At 73.5% G+C, this 16,366-nt stretch carries 15 protein-coding genes; 5 read left to right on the top strand and 10 right to left on the bottom strand.

Going from position 1 to position 16,366, the window contains the following annotated elements:
• Nucleotides 1-82 precede the first annotated feature (82 nt).
• Complete coding sequence (locus ODJ79_RS40635; RefSeq protein ID WP_263029041.1) at nt 83-946, bottom strand: YihY/virulence factor BrkB family protein; 864 nt, start codon at nt 944-946, stop codon at nt 83-85.
• Between the two features lie 214 nt (nt 947-1,160).
• Between ODJ79_RS40635 and ODJ79_RS40630 the strand changes: the two genes are divergently transcribed.
• Nucleotides 1,161-1,334: a CsbD family protein gene (locus ODJ79_RS40630; protein WP_263029059.1), complete on the top strand. Its 174-nt coding sequence runs from the start codon at nt 1,161-1,163 to the stop codon at nt 1,332-1,334.
• Between the two features lie 179 nt (nt 1,335-1,513).
• The gene (locus ODJ79_RS40625; protein WP_263029040.1) at nt 1,514-2,014 is read left to right on the top strand and encodes a hemerythrin domain-containing protein; all 501 of its coding nucleotides are present in this window, start codon (nt 1,514-1,516) and stop codon (nt 2,012-2,014) included.
• On the opposite strand, the gene ODJ79_RS40620 is transcribed toward ODJ79_RS40625, so the two are convergent.
• The 9 genes from ODJ79_RS40620 to ODJ79_RS40580 all read right to left on the bottom strand — a co-directional run bounded on the left by ODJ79_RS40620 (nt 2,011) and on the right by ODJ79_RS40580 (nt 11,372).
• Nucleotides 2,011-2,742, bottom strand: coding sequence for a glycosyltransferase family 2 protein (locus ODJ79_RS40620; RefSeq protein WP_263029039.1), 732 nt, complete (start codon nt 2,740-2,742; stop codon nt 2,011-2,013). The genes ODJ79_RS40625 and ODJ79_RS40620 overlap by 4 nt on opposite strands.
• A gap of 1 nt (nt 2,743) precedes the next feature.
• Entirely contained in the window at nt 2,744-3,415 is a 672-nt protein-coding gene (locus ODJ79_RS40615) for an ElyC/SanA/YdcF family protein (RefSeq protein ID WP_263029038.1), read from the bottom strand.
• A gap of 114 nt (nt 3,416-3,529) precedes the next feature.
• Nucleotides 3,530-3,877 (bottom strand): DUF3618 domain-containing protein, encoded by a 348-nt coding sequence (locus ODJ79_RS40610; RefSeq protein ID WP_263029037.1) that lies wholly within the window; start codon nt 3,875-3,877, stop codon nt 3,530-3,532.
• A gap of 249 nt (nt 3,878-4,126) precedes the next feature.
• Nucleotides 4,127-6,322: a protein kinase domain-containing protein gene (locus tag ODJ79_RS40605; RefSeq protein WP_263029036.1), complete on the bottom strand. Its 2,196-nt coding sequence runs from the start codon at nt 6,320-6,322 to the stop codon at nt 4,127-4,129.
• Nucleotides 6,319-7,065 carry a PP2C family protein-serine/threonine phosphatase gene (locus ODJ79_RS40600; RefSeq protein ID WP_263029035.1) on the bottom strand — a complete coding sequence of 249 codons (747 nt, stop codon included), beginning with the start codon at nt 7,063-7,065 and terminating at the stop codon, nt 6,319-6,321. Before ODJ79_RS40600 ends, ODJ79_RS40605 begins: the two co-directional genes overlap by 4 nt.
• Nucleotides 7,062-7,631 (bottom strand): FHA domain-containing protein, encoded by a 570-nt coding sequence (locus tag ODJ79_RS40595; RefSeq protein ID WP_263029034.1) that lies wholly within the window; start codon nt 7,629-7,631, stop codon nt 7,062-7,064. Before ODJ79_RS40595 ends, ODJ79_RS40600 begins: the two co-directional genes overlap by 4 nt.
• Nucleotides 7,616-8,266, bottom strand: a complete 651-nt coding sequence (locus tag ODJ79_RS40590; protein ID WP_263029033.1) for a 4Fe-4S single cluster domain-containing protein — start codon at nt 8,264-8,266, stop codon at nt 7,616-7,618. Before ODJ79_RS40590 ends, ODJ79_RS40595 begins: the two co-directional genes overlap by 16 nt.
• Nucleotides 8,263-10,110, bottom strand: a complete 1,848-nt coding sequence (locus ODJ79_RS40585; protein WP_263029032.1) for an AAA family ATPase — start codon at nt 10,108-10,110, stop codon at nt 8,263-8,265. The genes ODJ79_RS40590 and ODJ79_RS40585 overlap by 4 nt, the downstream gene beginning before the upstream one ends.
• The gene (locus tag ODJ79_RS40580; protein ID WP_263029031.1) at nt 10,107-11,372 is read right to left on the bottom strand and encodes a hypothetical protein; all 1,266 of its coding nucleotides are present in this window, start codon (nt 11,370-11,372) and stop codon (nt 10,107-10,109) included. The genes ODJ79_RS40585 and ODJ79_RS40580 overlap by 4 nt, the downstream gene beginning before the upstream one ends.
• A 237-nt stretch (nt 11,373-11,609) precedes the next feature.
• Between ODJ79_RS40580 and ODJ79_RS40575 the strand changes: the two genes are divergently transcribed.
• The 3 genes from ODJ79_RS40575 to ODJ79_RS40565 are packed head-to-tail and all read left to right on the top strand — an operon-like array spanning nt 11,610 to nt 16,282.
• Nucleotides 11,610-11,783, top strand: a complete 174-nt coding sequence (locus ODJ79_RS40575; RefSeq protein WP_263029030.1) for a hypothetical protein — start codon at nt 11,610-11,612, stop codon at nt 11,781-11,783.
• Between the two features lie 48 nt (nt 11,784-11,831).
• Nucleotides 11,832-14,363 carry a CHAT domain-containing protein gene (locus ODJ79_RS40570; protein ID WP_263029029.1) on the top strand — a complete coding sequence of 844 codons (2,532 nt, stop codon included), beginning with the start codon at nt 11,832-11,834 and terminating at the stop codon, nt 14,361-14,363.
• 23 nt (nt 14,364-14,386) lie between these two features.
• Nucleotides 14,387-16,282 (top strand): hypothetical protein, encoded by a 1,896-nt coding sequence (locus ODJ79_RS40565; RefSeq protein ID WP_263029028.1) that lies wholly within the window; start codon nt 14,387-14,389, stop codon nt 16,280-16,282.
• The last annotated feature ends 84 nt before the right edge of the window (nt 16,283-16,366 follow it).

Raw genomic sequence — 16,366 nt, 5'->3', positions numbered from 1 at the left:
GCATATCTTTCATTTCGACGATAACGGATATAATGTGCTATGGCAATAATTGTCGTTAGTCTGGCGACATGCCGGCTGAGCATCAGTGCGAGTCAGCGGACTGGGGCGACCGCGACGGAGCCGCCGGAACCCGTTCTCGTCTTGCGCGCTGGTAGGCATCCGCGCTCTGCGTTCCCGCGTAGCCCGCGAGCACGATCACGTGGAAGACGTACAGCCACAGGGCGACCGCCACCACGGCGCCGATGCCGGTGAACCCGCCGAACGGTACGCCGAGGTCCAGCGGCAGCGCGCAGAACAGGACGAAACCGTGCAGGAATCCGGAGAGGTTCGCCGCGGTGAACGAGCCCACCAGCACGGTCGGGAGCCACCGCGGCCGATCGGGCCCGATGCCGCGGTATACCCAGATCACCACGGGAGTCAGCACGAGCCAGGCGGCGAGGAAGGACAACGTCACCCCGGCTACGGCATACCAGCCACCGCGCGACCACAGCCCGCTCGTCACCGGTAGGGCCAGCAACATGGCCAGCAGCAGGGCCGGGGTCGCGGCCAGCAGCGGCAGCCAGAGCAGGCGGCCGCGCCAGCCGACCAGCGGCTCGCCGGGTTTCCGCAGCGAGACGAACGCGCGGCGCAGGCCCTCGCCGTAGAGCGTGGCGGGCAGCAGACTGGCCAAGGCCAGCATCGGGGTCAGATGAAGGCCCGCGTCAACCAGCGCGGAGAGCGCCCGCGGCGCCCCGATCTCGTCGGGCAGCGCCGCGACCGTGTGCCCGATGAGCCGCCGAACCCGGTCGGCACCCACCGCGAGACCGGTCAGCCAGATCGCGAGCAACGCGACCGGCACGACCGCGATGCCGCCGTAGAAAGTCACGGCGGCGGCGTGCAAGGCCAGGTCCCGGCCGTGAAGCGGTCCGGCCACGAACCGGCGTAGGGCCGTCGCCCGGTAGCGCATGCGTTCCCTCTACCCAGCCGTCACCATGCCATGCCGGGAGGGCCGGGGACGCCCCGACCACGACTTCCTGCACCGCGGCGCCGGTTGCGAGTGATCAAGGCGTTTGAGCAGCGGCCCGGAGCGTGGTGGCCGGCTGTCGGTGGCTTGCCGGGGATTGCGGCGCCCTGGATCGGGTATCGCGATGGTGTTGGCTGGCGATGAAGTGGAGGCCGTGATGGCGTTCGACGACAAGGTTGACAACAAGGCCGAGGAAGTGGGCGGCAAGGTCAAGGAGGGCGTCGGCAAGGCCACCGACGACGAGCGGCTGGAGGCTGAGGGCAAAGCCGATCAGAGCAGCTCGAAGCTCAAGCAGGCCGGGGAGAACGTCAAGGACGCGTTCAAGTCCTGACCGTCGGGTTCGGCTCGCTGTTGCAAGGGCGAGTGAACGCTTGCTTCGCGCAAAGCGATGCGGATGAGCATGGGAAGGGCTGAGACGACGATGTGGTCTCAGCCCTTCTGATGCGGGACGAAGTTGTCGGCCCGTCCAGGACGGCGAGCGGTGACCTGTCTATCTCGCTGGAGGAAATCATGTCGACCGACGCCATTGTCATCCTCAAGGACGATCACAAGAAGATCAAGAAACTGTTTCGTGAGTTCCAGAGCGCCGGTGAGAACGCCCAGGCGGCGAAGGGACGGGTGGTCAAGGAGATCATCGAGGAATTGACGGTGCACACGTACCTGGAGAACGAGGTCATGTATCCCGAGGTCCGGCGACTGCTGCCCGATCTCGAGGACGATGTGCTGGAGTCGTACGAAGAGCACCACGTCGCCGACGTCCTGTGCGCGGAGCTGGCCGCGATGGACGCGGGGGACGAGCGGTTCGACGCCAAGACGACCGTGCTCATCGAGAACGTCTCGCACCACATCGAGGAGGAGGAGCAGGACTGGTTTCCCCGGGTGCGCGACGGTCTGGGCCGCAAGCAGCTACAGGAGCTCGGCGGGCGGATGCAGCAGATGCGGGAGAAGGCGCCGCGCAGCCCGTCGCAACCGTCGGCGCTGAAAAAGGCCGTCGACGCGGTCATCGCCTAGCAGTCTGGGCGGCCGCGGAGCCGGAACGACGACCACGGCGTCGTGAGCGCGTGCCGCAGCAGCGCCCGGTAGACCCGTACCGAATCGGTGATGCCGGAGAAGTTCGACGCGGCGTTGCCGTCCAGGTAGCGGGTCGGGATCTCCACCTGGTCGATGCGCAGCCCGGTACGGGCGGCCTCGAGCAGCACGTTCATCTCGTAGTCGAAGTGCGCGCCCGGCACGGCGCCGAGCCGGCCGAGCAGCGGGCCGGGAAACACCCGCAGGCCGGTCTGGGTGTCGGCGACCCGGCGACCGGTGACGGCCCGGAACAGCACGCGGGTGACGGTGTTGCCCACGCGGCTGCGTAACGGCATCCGGTCAACGCGGCGCACGCCGAGCACCATCTGCCCGGGTGCGCCGCGGGTGACCACCCGGCGGATGTCCTCGGCCCGGTGCTGGCCGTCCGCGTCCGCGCAGACGACGGCGCGGCCGGGATAGGCCGACGCGGCATGACGCAGCCCGGTCTTGAGGGCGCTGCCCTTGCCCAGATTGCGGCGGTGGTGCAGCACCGTGCATCCGGCGGCGCGGACTCGCGCCAGGTGCGCGGCGGCTTCCGCGCCGCCGCCGTCGTCCACGACCACGATCCCGGCCCAGCCGTCGCTCAGCAGGTCGCCGACCAGGGCGGGCAGTTGCGGTCCCGGCCGGTACACCGGAAGCAGGACGACCGTCTCGGACAGGGCGTTGCGCACGTCACTCCTCGGTGGAATCGTCGGCGCTGCGGCGGGTGATCCGCCGGGCCAGCCGCAGCGCGGTGATCACGCGGCGTTCTCGGCGCAGCAGCACCTCGCCGCGGCGCGTACCGAGACAGCCCAGCCGGGCGGCCAGCAGCGCGATCCGGTCGTCGTGCCGCTCGCCTCCGTGTGCCGGCACATCGAGCAGCGCCGGTCCGCGCAGACCCAGGATCCGGCCGGCCAGCAGCCGTACCCGCGGCGCGTGCCACGGGTGGGTGACCAGGCCGAGCGGGTGCCGGGCGTCGAACCGGTAGCCGTCGAGCAGTCCGTCGCGCACCGTGTTCAGCAGGTTCTCCAAGGTGCTGCGCGAGCGGTTCTCCACTCGCAACTGTGCGTGGTGGTGCAGCCCGGCCCGGTACGCGAGGCCCAGCATCAGGTCACCCTCGTAGGCGCCGGCGGGCGGCGCCGCCACCCCGGTACTGGCCTCGGGCCAGCCGCCGGTGAACACGATCCGCGGCGCGGCGGCGGCCGCGTACGCCGCGGTGTGCGCCCGGACGTAGCCGATCGCGGCCGTTACCCGCGCGGTGCCCGCCTCGGTAAGGACAATTCCGTCCGGTGTGGCGACGACCCCGCGGCCGAAGACCAGTAGCACGGTGGCCGTCGCCTCGTCCTGGCCGCCGCTACTCGTCATGCGCAACCGGCGGTCCCGGTCCCGGCCGAACCGTGGACCGGGGGTCCGGTCCGGTCCCGGCCGAACCGTGGACCGGGCCGGGACCGCCGTCCTGAGTCGAACACCGCGGCGGGTTCAGCGGCGCAGGAACGCCGGCAGCCGGCGACCGCGGGCCGACCGCGCCTTCGCCGCCCGGCGGCCGAGGACCAGTCCCGTCACGGCGGCGGCCAGAGCCAGCGCGCCGGCCGCCACGGGCACGGGCCGGTTGCGCACGGCCCGCCCCACCCGCGGCGCCTGTGCCCGGACGCTCGCGACGCCCGACGCGGTCCGGCTGCGCACGCTGGACAGGGCGCCGCGCACCCGGGTCTGCGGGTCCACCTTGCCGGTGAGCGCCGTGACCGTGTCGCCGAGGTCGGCGCGGGACTGCTCGATGTCCGCCCGGATGTGTTCGGGGGCACCTGGAGTTGTGTAGTTGGTCGTCATGGTGGATCTCCTCGCCGTCGAGCCGGTCGGGCAATGCGGGCGTACTTGCCCGGATGACGCACGGAGCTAACGTGACTTCGGCGTTCATTCACTCGGGCGTGGCGGCATCGGCGGCCCCCGCCAAGGCTCGGGCGAGAGCGAACAGGCCGGCTGGTCCTCCGTGAGCACGCCCCGGGCGACCAGGCGTTTGCGTTTCACGTCCAGGCGGCCTCGGCGACCTCCCCGACCCGGATCAGCGCCCCGGCCCGCTCACGGCGTCGTCCCGGTCGGGGTGGTCGGCGTGGTGATCGCCAGGATCAGGGCGACGAACGACCAGAGGAAACCGAGGCCGCCGAGCGCGATCGCCCAGGTCGACGCGGCCCGGCTGTCGGTACGCCGGGCCCGTACGCCGAAGTAGATCGCGGCCGGACCGGCCAGGAGACCGCTCGGTGGCACGCAGAAGGCGATGATCCCGCAGAGCACGCCGATCGGCACGCTGAGGCGGTCCATGTTGGACCGTTTGCGGGCCACCTCGGCCTCCTCGGCCGCGATCCGGGCGCGCTCGGCCTGGGCCATCTGGTCGCTGGTCTGCAGCGCCGCGATCGGCGCGGTCAACATCAGGACCGCGTGCTGGGCCGCCTCGTACTCGGGTCCGGTCCGCTCGGTGGTCAGCCCCACGAACCACGGCTGGTGGCGGGCCTGGCCGTTCTGGGCCGCGTTCCTGGCAGGCTCGGCGAACGCGCCCTGCTGCCCCTCGTAGGAGGCGACGAGCAGCTGCAGCCGCATCGACTGCAAGTCGCTCGGCGACGGGTTGACGCCGACCTGGCGGATCTTGCGGTCCGCGGCCTCGACCGAGCTGTGCCACCGGTAGTCGACCATCGCGTACCCGACGCAGCCCGGCGCGTCGTCGCAGACGGTGAGGATGCCGTCCTCGTAGAGCTGGTCGATCAGCCGGCGCGCGCCCGTGTCGTTGTCGGTGGCCCGCCGGATCACCCCGCGCAGGTGCTCGTCGTCCAGCCGTTGGCCGTTGAACTCGGGCACCGCGTCCGGGTCCAGGGCCTTGATCACCTGCATCAGGCCGCGCTCGGGCCGTTCATCGACACCGTTGTCGAGGGCCTGGACCGCGGTCGTACGCCCGTGCGCGATCATCCATTCCTTGAGCGCGAGGTACTGCGGGGCCTTGAGCTGCCGCCCGGCCAGCAGCCGGCGGCCCTCGCCCCAGTTCGTGCGCAGCGCGGCCGCCAGGCGGACCGGGTCGTTGTAGCCGACCCCGGCGAAGACGTACGTCGCCTGGCTGGTGGTGTTTGGGCTGCCGGTGGCCGGTCCGGCGGGGGCGGGTTCCGGGTCGGCGACCGGGGGCCGGCGGCCGTTGCGCCACATCGCGATCTGCTGCGGCCCCCAGCGCTTCTCGGGCGCTCGGGTCAGCAGGCCGCGCAGCAGCAGCCGCCAGTGGTCGTCGGCGACCTCGGAGACGTCGATGTCCCGGCTGATCAGGAACGCGGTGATCATCCGGTCGTCCTGCCAGCTGCCGTCCGGCCGCTGGAACGGGTTCAGTCCGGTGAGCAGCTCCAGCAGGATGATCCCCAGCGACCACCAGTCGACCGAGCGGGACGCCTGCCCGCTGATCGCCTCGGGCGGGGCGTAGGCCGAGGTCCGCGAGGTGGTGCCCATCTGGTGGGTGGCGGCGATGAACTTGGTCAGCCCGAAGTCGGCCAGCACCAGATCGAGCGGTTGCAGCGAGCGGACCAGGATGTTGCCGGGCTTGATGTCGCGGTGCACCATGCCGAGCGAATTCGCGTACGTGACGGCGTTCGCGAGCTGATCGAAGACGTCCCGGACCCGGACCGCGGGCCACGGCGCCGGGGACCGGCGGATCATGTCCTCCAGCGAGCCCTCGCGGGCGTACTCGAGGATCTCCCACACGTAGCCGTCGCCGCGGCCGTACTCGATCAGGCCGATCAGGTGCCGGGGGTCGGCGGTCCGCAGGCGCGACAACTTGTCCTCGTCGAGCGGCAGGTCCTGGCGGCGGTAGAGGCGCACGACGCACTGCCCGCGGCCGGCCCGGTCGTTGACCAGCAGCAGGTCGGCCTCGCCGCCGGAGCCGAGCTCCCGGTCTATGGAGAATCGGGCGGCCAGGGTCGGCGGCAGGTTGACCCGGACAAATCGGTCACCGCCGCCGCTTAGGGAGCCGCCGCCGCTTAGGGAGCCGTCGCGGGGTGGGGAGCCGTCGCGGGTGGTGCCAGGAGCCGCGTCGCGGGTGGTCCCCGGAGCGGCGTCACGGGTCGTGCCGGGCGCCGCGTCACGGGTCGTGCCGGGCGCCGCGTCACGGGTCGTGCCGGGCGCCGCGTCGCGGGTGGTTCCGGGGCCGGCGTCGCGGATCGTGCCGGGGACCGAGGCCACCCCACGCGAGGTCGTCGGCCCCGGGTCACGGGTCGTGCCCGGGGGCGGGTACCGGTCGTCGGTCATCGTTCCTCCTCCACCGTCGCCAGCATGATCGACACGTTGTCGTGGCCTCCGGCGTCCAAGGTGGCCCGCAGCAGCTCGGCTACCGCCGCCGCCGGGTCCTCCGCACGGGCCAGCTCCTCGATGTGCTCCGGGGTCAGCTCGTCGGTGAGCCCGTCGCTGCACAGCAGGAACCGGTCGCCGGTGCGTACCTCGGCCTCCAGCACGTGCGGCTCGACACCGTCGCGGTCGGGCCGGCCGCCGAGGGTCTGGGTGACCACCGTCGCGATCGTGGCCTGGCCCGCCTCCGGGGCCGGCGAGTCGTCGATCGACAACTGCACCAGGTGGCCGTCGCGCAGCAGGAAGCACCGGCTGTCGCCGACGTTCGCGCAGATCATCCGGTCCTCGACGATGACCAGGACGACGATCGCGGACCCCATCCCGGTCCAGGCCCGGTCGTGGGCCATCTCGTCGTACACCGCGTCGTTGGCCGCCCGTACCGCCTTGACCAGGGCACCACTGTCGTGCAGCAGCGGCGCCGCGTCGGCGATCGTCGCGGCGGCCACCCGGCTGGCCCGTCCGCCCTCGGCGTGCCCGCCCAGCCCGTCGGCGACCAGGCAGGTCACCGGCCGTACGGTGTCGATCGCGAACCGGACCGGCTGGCCCTCGACCACGCCGGACTGGAACCCGGCGACCGACACGGTGTCCTCGTTGTGGTCGCGCTCGCGGCCCCGATGGGTCACCGCGACCACGTTGATACGCCTCACTCTGGGCCTCCTGTCACCGTTGCCTCCAGCCGGGCGGCGAAGCGGACCCGGTCGCCGGTCTTGAGCGGGGTGGCCCGGCCGGCGGGCAACCGTTCGTCGTTGAGGAAGGTGCCGTTCATCGAGCCGAGGTCGGTAACCGTGAGCGACGTGCCGTCGCTGCTGATCTCGGCGTGCCGGCGGGAAACGTTGCCGTAGCGGGCGGGATCGATCCGGTCGGCGATCGGCGACTGCTCCCGGCCGACCACCAGCGGCCGCCCCGGCGGCACCGGGACCGGACCCCACTCGAACCGCAGCGCGGTGCCGGCCGTCGCCCGGCCGCGCAGGCCGCAGTGCCGGCACCCGGGCTCCGGCGGGACACCAGCGTGCACGCAGTCCGGGTCGCCGCATCCGGACGGCCCGGCCGCCACGGCCGGCGTCGGCACCCCCGCCGGAGGCTCCACTTCGGCCGCCGGCTCGGTCGGGTCGGCGGCCGGCTTGGGAACCGGGGTGAGGAAGCAGGACGAGCAGTACTGCACGCCCTCCGGGATGTCGCTCTTGCACCCCGGGCACATCATCGGCTGCGCCACGACGCCTCCTCGTAGCCGAGGCCGCGCCGGGCCAGCGCGGCCTCCATCGCGGCCAGATCGCCCGGCGACGGGATGCCGATCTGGTAGACCCGGTCGCCGTCCGTGCCCAGCTGGATCCGGGTCCGCCCGGGCGGGCGGTCGATGTCGTCGTCGTACCGTTGGTGGCCGAGGGGCGTCAGCGGGATGAGCTCCTGGTTGGCCGAGCCGCGCCAACGGTTGCCGGGCGCCTGGGCAGCCACGAACGGCCCCGGGATCACCGCGTCGAGCCGGGCCAGGTGGTCACCGAACCGGGCCCGCAGCGCCGCCATGCTCCGCCCGCTGTACGCGAGCAGGTCGATCGGCCGGTCGCGGTCCGCCCGCCAGGCGTGCAGCCCGTCGAGCAGAGCCATCAGCGCCTCCGGCTGGTCGAACGGCTCGCCGCCGCTGATCGTCACCCCGTCAACGTCGCCGGGCAGCGACGCACACCAGTCGATCACCGCCGCCACCTCGACCTCGGTGGCCGGGTCGGCGTCCCAGGTGTCCCGGGACACGCAGCCCTCGCAGCCGATCCCGCAGCCCTGCACCCACAGGCCGGCCCGGCGGCCGTACCCGAGCACGACCACCGGGTAGTGCACGCGATTGATCCGGATCCTCATGCCAGGCTCACCCGGTGCATGCCGTCGGCCTCGCGGACGTCGGTGACCGTCACCGTCCGGCCGTTCAGGTCCTCGCGCCGGAACAGTTCCCGGGCGAGCGGGTTGACCAGCGCGCTCTCCAGGTGCGAGCCGATGCCGCGGCCGCCCATGGCCAGGTTGCGGGTCGCCCCGGCCAGCAGCTGCCGGCGCACGTCCTCGGTCAGCCGCAGGTCGACGCCGTGCTCGGCGCGCAGCCGCTCGTGCACGTGCGCCACCAGCACGTCGAAGATCTCGGCGGCGGTCTCGGCGTCGATGAAGTTGAACACCACGATGTTGTCGCCGAGCCGGTTGAGCAGCTCGGGCCGGTTCAGCACGGTGGTGAAATGATGCTCGACCGCCCGCCGGACCCGGACCTCCAGCTCGTCGCGGGTGAACGGCGCCTGCAGCGGGTCGGCCTCGCGCTGGATCGCGTACTCCTCGGCGGTCACCCCGAGGTTGGACGTGAACACCAGGACCGTCTCGGAGAAGTAGACCGTGGACCCGCTGGCATCGGTGAGCCGGCCGTCGTCCAGGATCTGCAGGAACTTGTCGAGGATCCGGGGGTTGGCCTTCTCCACCTCGTCGAACAGCAGGAGGCTGAACGGCCGCTGGCGTACGGCGTTGGTCAGCTCGCCGCCCGCGTCGTGGCCGACGTACCCCGGTGGCGCGCCGATCAGCCGGTCGGCCGAGTGCTCGGCCGAGAACTCACTCATGTCGAACCGGGTGTACGCCCGGGCGTCCCCGAAGATCTGCTGGGTCAGCTCCTTGGCCAGCTCGGTCTTGCCGACCCCGGTCGGGCCGGCGAAGAACAGCACGCCGCGCGGCCGGGAGACGTTGCCGCCGGCCTGCGCCCCGGAAAGCCCTAGGACCGCCCGGACCAGGATGTCGACCGAACGCTGCACCGCCTCCCGCTGGCCCTTGACCCGAGACGCGATGTTCTCGGCCGCGTGCTGCATCCGCCCTCGCAGGTGCGAGGCTCGCCACGGGTTGTCGTGGACGCCGACCCGGTAGCACCGGACGGCCTCGTCGATCTCGCCGATCGGGGTGCGCATCCGGGCTGCCAGCCGGGCGATCGCCATCATGCTGCGCAACGTCATGCCTTGGGTCTGCTCGGCCAGCCGCCGTTCCAGTTCGTGCCGGTCGTCCTCGCCGGCCTCGCGGTAGCCGGTCAGCGCGTTGGCGAGCCACCGGGCGGCGGTCTCCCGCACGCCGAACTCCGGCAGCGGCACCGCGATCTTGCGGACGTCGTCGTTGCCGGCGGTCAGCCAGACCGGCAGGTCCCGTTCGTTGTTGACCGCCCACACGATCGGGTTGTAGAGCGGCCGCGAGTCGGTCGGCACCGGCTTCGGGTACGCCACCCGCGAGAGCCGGTCGCTGCGGGCGAAGAACGCGTGCTCGGCCGGGTCGAGGCGGCCGGGGTCGAGGATCAGCCGGGACGCGAACTCGATCAGCACCGCGCTGCGTTGCCCGTCGGCGGTCGCCACTCGTTCGATCACGTCGCACAGCGCGCCGAGCGGGCCCTCCTTGTCCTTCCAGGGGCCCCACGGCGGCCGGTTGTCGCGCTGCACCACCTCGGCCGCCGCCTTGGCGGTGACCGGGTCGGCCGGCAGCACCCCGAGCCCGGCCACCGGGTCGGCCACCACCAGATGCTGGTAGCCCTCCTCGGCCAGCACCCGGTGCAGCCCGGTCTGCAGGTCGCAGGGTTCCCAGCCGTGCGGGGCGGGCAGCAGGAAGACGTCCCGGACGTTGCCGTACAGGACGATCTGCGAGTTGATCGACAGCGCGGTGCGTACCTCGCGCAGCCAGGCCGGGTATCCGTCGCTCATCGCGGCAGCTCCCGTTCCCGGCGCTGGAGGTCGGATCGCCGGCGGTCGTCGCGGCGACGGCGTTCGAACGGGAATCGGGCCGGGTCGACGGGTTGCACCTGGGCTTCGCCCTCCTCGCTGCGATGGGTGGTGGTGACCCGTACGCCGTGCGCGGCCAGCGCCGGCACGAGCCGGTCGACGGCCGAGCACCACTGCTGCTCGACCTCGGCCACGTCGCTGTCGTGCGCGTCGGCCGGGGCGACCATGTTGAAGTAGTAGGCGTTCTCCGGGCCGGGCCGGCTGCGGACCCGGACCGCCAGGTCGTCCCAGCCGTCGCGGTGCAGGTGGGCGAGGCCGTCGCGGCCCAGCGCGACGTCGAAGCCCTCCTCGACCGCGCAGCCGACCTCTTCCAGCGCGTCGCGCAGCGCCTGCCGCGTGTAGTCGCGGACCATCGGGGCCAGGGTCGCCGTGATCGCGGCCTCGACCGCCTGGGCCAAGCCGTCGAGGTCGGGGTCCGGGTCGGCCGCGGCGGCCAGGATCATCGCCTGGGCCTCCTCGACCGCCGGCCCGGTGAACCCGGCCAACCGGCCGGCCAGCTCGGTCAGGGCGGTCCGGCGGCGGCGTACGTCCTGGTTGGCCTGGTCGACCGAGTACCGCAGGTCGTCGAGCAGCCGCAACTGGTTGGTCTCGGTGCGGGCCTTGAGCGCGTCGGCGGCCCGTCGCTGCAGGGTGGCGGCCAGCTCGGGGGGCACCCCACCGTCCATCCGGGACAGCACCCGCTCGAGGGACTCGGCGACCTGGCGGCTGGGGGCCGGCGTTGCGGCCTGCTGCGGGCGGCCGGGGGTCGGGGTCGGCTTCGGCAGCCGGTCGAGCACGGCGGCCACGTCGGCCATGATCCGGCCGGCACGGGCCGCGGCCAGCTCCCGCCGGAACCGGGCGTCGGCGGCGGCCAGGATCTCGCTGACCTGCCCGGCCCACGCCTCGGCCCGGTCGAGGTGGGCGCCGACCGACGGCGCCTCGCCGAGCACCGGCGCGGCCGTGATCCGGTCGCCGAACTCGGCCCGCCCGCGTTCGATCTGGTCCTGCAGGATGCTGTACTCGCCGACCGCGCGGGCCAGCCGGTCGGCCGCCGCCCAGCCGCGGGACTGCCGCTCGGCCAGCCGGTCGCCGGCGGCGCCGGCCAGGGCACCGACGCCGCGGGCGAGGAGGAACCCGGCTCCGACGGTGAGGCCGACGGCGGCGACCGCCGGCAGCGCGAACACCACGCCGACTTCTGCACTCACAGGCCTTCTCGCTCCCTGCTGTTCGGGCGGGACGATGGGTTCTGACGGACAGGCCCGGCCATTTCGGTGATCAGCTCGATCGGCTGCCGCGTCCGGTGTTGCAGCGTCACGTCCGCGCCCATGGCGGCCTCCCCGTTTTCCGTCCCTCGTCTTCTGGCGGACCGGAACCTGGCGGACCTGAACCTGACGGGCCGGAACCTGACGGGCCGGAACCTGTCCGTCAGGCAGGTGCGTGGGATGGAGGACCGCTTGAACGATCAGGACGAGACAGCAGCGCGGTGCGCGGCCATCGTCGCCGCGGTGGCCGGCCACGGCGACCTCGACAACGCGGCGACCGGCTTCGGCCGCCTCCCGGACGACCTGCCGGGGCGTTCGCGGCTCGCGGCCGCTCTGGTCGAGGCGACATTCTGAACCGGACGGACGCCCGGCCCGGCCCTCACCCGAGCCCTGCCCGGCCTGATGGCGGCGGCCGAGGCCGACTCGCCGGGCACCCCTTCGTGGCGCGACACCCGGGCCCTGGCCGAGGTCTACCTGCTGGTGCAGCAGGCGGCCGAAAGCCGGGCGTTCGACTACACGGCCGCCCTGGCCCGGCTCGACGAGCTGGCCGCCGAGCACGCCGGCCACCCGGGCGTCACCACGATGATCAACTCGGGCCGGATGGCGTTGCGGTTCGGCCGTTCCGCGCTGACCGGCGACTCCGGCGCGATGTCCCGGATGCCCGGCGAGCTCGCCGACTTCATGAGCGAACTGCCGCCGCAGGCCGCCGGGCGGCCGGAGGGCGAACTGCTCACCCGGATCACCGGGCTGCTGGCTGCGCAGCACACCGACGCCGACCTGACCGGCAGCTTCCAAGAGCTGGCGGACCTGGTCGGGGAGTTCCCGGAGGACCACCCGGTCCGGGCGGCGTTCGCTGACGCCTCGGCCGACATCGCCGGGTTCGCCGCTCTGACCGGCGACGGCGGGCGGCCCGGCGACGAGCATCTGGACACGTTCGTCCGGCACGCCGCCCGGCCCGATCTCAGCCCGGCCGACCGGGCCCAGGCCCACGTCCAGGCCGGTATGGCGGCTCTGTGGGCGGGCCGGGAGACCGATCCTGGGCGCATCGCCCTCGGCATCGACCAGCTGCGGGCCGCGGTCGAGGCGGCCACCCCCGCCGACCCGGCCCGGCCGCTGTACCTGAGCACCCTGGCCACCGGCCTGCTGCGCCGGCACGAGCTGACCGGCCGGGTGGCCGACCTGACCGAGGCGGCCGGCCTGCTCGGCGAGGCCCGGACGCTGGCCGGCGGGCCCGACCACGCGCTGTGGCAGAAGATCAACGAGGTGCTCGCGCAGGTACGCCGCCTGCTCGGCGAACGGCCCGACTTCCACCGGGAGGCCGTTGAGGGGCTGCGCGGCACCGTCTGGCAGGCGCTGATCCAGCCCGATCTCACGTCAACCACCGCCGCCGTACGCGACGCCGCCGCCGAGGCGGTCGACGTGGCCCGTCAGTGCCTGATCGCCGGGGACCCGGCCGCGGCCATCACCGCGCTCGACGCCGGCCGCGGCCTGGCCCTGTTCGCCGCCACGCTCACCGCCGATACCGGGCCGCTGGCCCACCGGCTGGCCGAGGCGGGCGAGCCGGAACTGGCCGAACGCTGGCGCAACGCACCGGCCGACCTCCCGGCCGACCTGCGCCGGGAGGTGATGACCGCGCTGGCCCGGCACGACTCCGCCGTCGAGCTGCTCGACCCGCCCGGGTACGCCCAGATCCAGCGGGCGCTCACCGACCTCGACGCCGACGCGCTGGTCTACCTGATGCCGGGGCAGGGGCCCCAGCCCGGCTACGCCGTCATCGCGCCCGCCGCCGGACCGCCCAGCTACCTGGCGCTGACCTCGCTGAACCCGTCGTCGGTGCCCGAGTTCGACAACTACCTGTCGGCGCTGGCCCGCCGCGACTTCGACGCCGCCGACCGCGACTTCGACGCCGCCGACCGCGACTTCGACGCCGCCGACCGCGACCTCGGCGCCGTCGATGCCGAGCCGGCCGGGGATCTCGCGGCGCGGTTGGACGAGATCGGGCGCTGGGCCTGGGACGCCGCCATGCGCCAGCTCGTCGAGGTGTACCTCCCGCGCCTACCGTCCCACCCCGATCGGCCGCCCCGGATCGAACTGGTCCCGATGGGCGAGCTGGCCCGCGTCCCGTGGCAGGCCGCACGCCGCCCGGACGGGAAGTATGCCCTCGAACTGATCGCGCTGTCCCAGGTGGCGTCGGCCCGGATGCTGGTCCGCTCGGCCACCGAGCCCACCGTCGCGCTCACCCCGACCGGGCTGGTCGTCGGTGACCCGGACACCAGGATCGCCGGTTCTCTGCCGGCCGCGCGCCTGGAGGCGTACGCGATCCGGCAGAGCTTCTACCCCGGCGCCCGCTACCTCGGCCGGCGGCCCGACGATTCGGCGAGCCGTTCCGGGGCGGGTGCCGCCGACGAGGTACGGGCGTGGCTGACCAGCCCCGATCCGGCGGCCGGTTCGGTGCTGCACCTGGCCTGCCATGGGTTCGTCGAGACCGGCGGCGCCCGCGCCACGGCGTACCTGCTGCTGGCCGGCGGCGACCGGCTGACCGCCGAGGAGCTGGTCACCCTGCTCGCCGACGTGCCGGACCGGGCACTCGCGCTCGTCGTGCTGGCCGCCTGCCGGACCGGGCTGTCGCTCAACGGGTACGACGAGGCGTACAGCCTCGGCACCGCGTTCCTGGCCGGGGGTGTCCGCGCGGTCCTGTCCAGCCAGTGGAGCGTTCCGGACGACGAGACCTCGGCTCTGATGTTCATGGTCCACCGGGGCTTGCGGGTTCACGGCCGGCCGGCCTGGGCGGCCCTGCGCGACGCCCAGCTGTGGATGCTCGACCCGGGCCGGCAGGTCCCCGGCGACATGCCCGAGCCCCTGCGCGACCGGATTGCCCACTCGGACCTGCGCGCGGTGGTCGCGTGGGCCGCTTTCCTGCACTGGGGACAGTGACCGTGGCTGGGGGAGATGACGCGATGGCGGACGACGAGGACCTGCGGGAGATGCTCGAACGGGGCGCCATGCTGGCCGACCGGTTTCTGAGGGCGGGGCCCGGGTCGGCGGGCGCCCGGCCGTACCTGGACGAGGCGATCACCGTGCTGGACCGGGCGTACGCCCGCCTCGAACCGGGCGGCGCCCTGCGCGGTCAGGTCGCCGCCCAGCTCGGCTGGTTCCATGGCATCCGGCATCTGGCGCACGGTGGGTCCGCGCACGACCGTACGGCCGGGATGCACATGCTCGACGAGTCCCTCCGGTTCGCGAACCTGCCGCAGATCCAGCAGGCCGGGAACCGGATCATGCTGGGCCAGCTGCTGCTGGCCGGCGTCTGTACGCCGGAAGCCATGACGCGCGCCGTGACCGGTGGGGGAGCGGACGGGCCGGCGGAGGCCGACCGGGCCATATCGCTGTTCCGCGAGGTCGTCGACGGGCCGCCGGTCAGCGCCGAGATCACCGATGCGGCCGGGAAGCTGCTCACCATCGCCGAGGCGCTGCGAGGGATGTTGGGCGGCTTGGGCGGCATGGACCTGGGCAAGATGGGGGCAGCGCTGGCGCTCATGCAGAACCTTCAGCAAGGCGGGATGCCGGCGCCGGTCTTCTCCGCGCCGCCCAGCTTTCCTGCGCCCGCCTTCACCTCGGCGGCTTTCGCTGATCGCGATACACCGGGCATTCCGCACGAGCAGAGCCCGATAGCCGTCGTCGACGGGCCGATGCCGCAGACGCCGGCGCCGGCCCGGTCGAGGCCCCGCCCCTGGCCGGCACCGTCGGCCGGCGAGCTGCGCGACCTCGGGGCCGAAACGGTTGACGAGCGGGTGGCGGTGGCCGCCGCCGTCGTCGAGGCGGACGGCGCGCTCCCGTCCGACCGGCTGGTGCTGGCCGTCGCCCTGGCCGACCGGCACGACGCCGACGGCGGCAGCGGCTGGGGAGACGGCCGCGACGACCTTCGCGCCGCCGCCGAGAATCTCAACCGGGCGGCCCCGGCACTGCCCGCCGACGACGTCCCGGCCGCCGTACGCCTGGCCGAACGCATCGAGGCCGACCTGCCCGGAGCGACCCGGCTCGGCGACGGGTTCGCCGACGTGACCGCGGCCCTGCGCGACGCCGGGATCGACGCCGCGGTGTACCCCGGAGGGGTCGAACTGGACGCGACCAGCGGGCAACTGCGTCGGATCCCCGACGGCACGCGGCGAACGGGCCGGGTGGTCGCCATCGGCGGACCGGCCGAGGCCGCCGACTCCTTCGTGCGCACGGCGGCCGACCTGGTCGCCCTCATCCGCCGCGGACGCCGCCCGGTCACCGTGGCCCCGGTGTTCGTCGCCAACCCGCGGCACGACCGGGACCGGGCCACGATGGACGCCCTGCGCCTGCGGCGGACCTTCTACCCTCGGTCGATCGGCCTCGGGCACACCGTCGAGGACGTGACCGGCCCCGGAACCCCGGAGGATGTCCGCGCCCACCTCAACGCGTCGCTACTGCACCTGGGCTGCGGGATGACCTCGGCCGGCGCCCTCGAACTGGCCGGTCCGGCCGAACTGTCCGCCGCCGACATCGCCGCCGGACCCCGTACGCCCGGCGGGGTCGCGGTCCTCCCACCGTCCGCGGAGGGCGCGGCGGCTCTGGCCGACGCGCTGATGACCCGCGGCTACACGGCCGTGATCGGGTTCGCGGCGCCGGTCCCGGACGAGGTCGGTTCGATCGTCCATTGGCTGCTGCACGCGGCGATGGCGGACGACTCCCTCGACCCGGCCGCCGCGGTCGCGCGGGTGCGGTCGTGGCTGCGCGACCCGGACCGCGACCCGTTCGACCTGCCGCCCGCCGATCTGAAACTGGTCGACCCCGTCCACGCCGAGGCCCTGTTCTGCCAGGGCTACTGACCGCAGAGGCTCCCCAGTCCCAGCTCGCGCTACCGGGCCTCGGCCACCTCTCGTGGGCCAGGTATGCCTGCCCTGGCGACCGCC

Origin of the sequence: Actinoplanes sp. KI2 (assembly GCF_025630775.1) — a bacterium.
Taxonomy (GTDB): Bacteria; Actinomycetota; Actinomycetes; order Mycobacteriales; family Micromonosporaceae; genus Actinoplanes.
This window is presented reverse-complemented; position numbering and strand designations above follow the sequence as displayed.

Bases quoted from the DNA above. Each gene is read 5' to 3' on its own strand.
- ODJ79_RS40635 (WP_263029041.1), bottom strand. From the start codon at position 946: ATGCGCTACCGGGCGACGGCCCTACGCCGGTTCGTGGCCGGACCGCTT.
- ODJ79_RS40630 (WP_263029059.1), top strand. From the start codon at position 1,161: ATGGCGTTCGACGACAAGGTTGACAACAAGGCCGAGGAAGTGGGCGGC.
- ODJ79_RS40625 (WP_263029040.1), top strand. From the start codon at position 1,514: ATGTCGACCGACGCCATTGTCATCCTCAAGGACGATCACAAGAAGATC.
- ODJ79_RS40615 (WP_263029038.1), bottom strand. From the start codon at position 3,415: ATGACGAGTAGCGGCGGCCAGGACGAGGCGACGGCCACCGTGCTACTG.
- ODJ79_RS40610 (WP_263029037.1), bottom strand. From the start codon at position 3,877: ATGACGACCAACTACACAACTCCAGGTGCCCCCGAACACATCCGGGCG.
- ODJ79_RS40605 (WP_263029036.1), bottom strand. From the start codon at position 6,322: ATGACCGACGACCGGTACCCGCCCCCGGGCACGACCCGTGACCCGGGG.
- ODJ79_RS40590 (WP_263029033.1), bottom strand. From the start codon at position 8,266: ATGAGGATCCGGATCAATCGCGTGCACTACCCGGTGGTCGTGCTCGGG.
- ODJ79_RS40585 (WP_263029032.1), bottom strand. From the start codon at position 10,110: ATGAGCGACGGATACCCGGCCTGGCTGCGCGAGGTACGCACCGCGCTG.
- ODJ79_RS40575 (WP_263029030.1), top strand. From the start codon at position 11,610: ATGGAGGACCGCTTGAACGATCAGGACGAGACAGCAGCGCGGTGCGCG.
- ODJ79_RS40570 (WP_263029029.1), top strand. From the start codon at position 11,832: ATGGCGGCGGCCGAGGCCGACTCGCCGGGCACCCCTTCGTGGCGCGAC.
- ODJ79_RS40565 (WP_263029028.1), top strand. From the start codon at position 14,387: ATGGCGGACGACGAGGACCTGCGGGAGATGCTCGAACGGGGCGCCATG.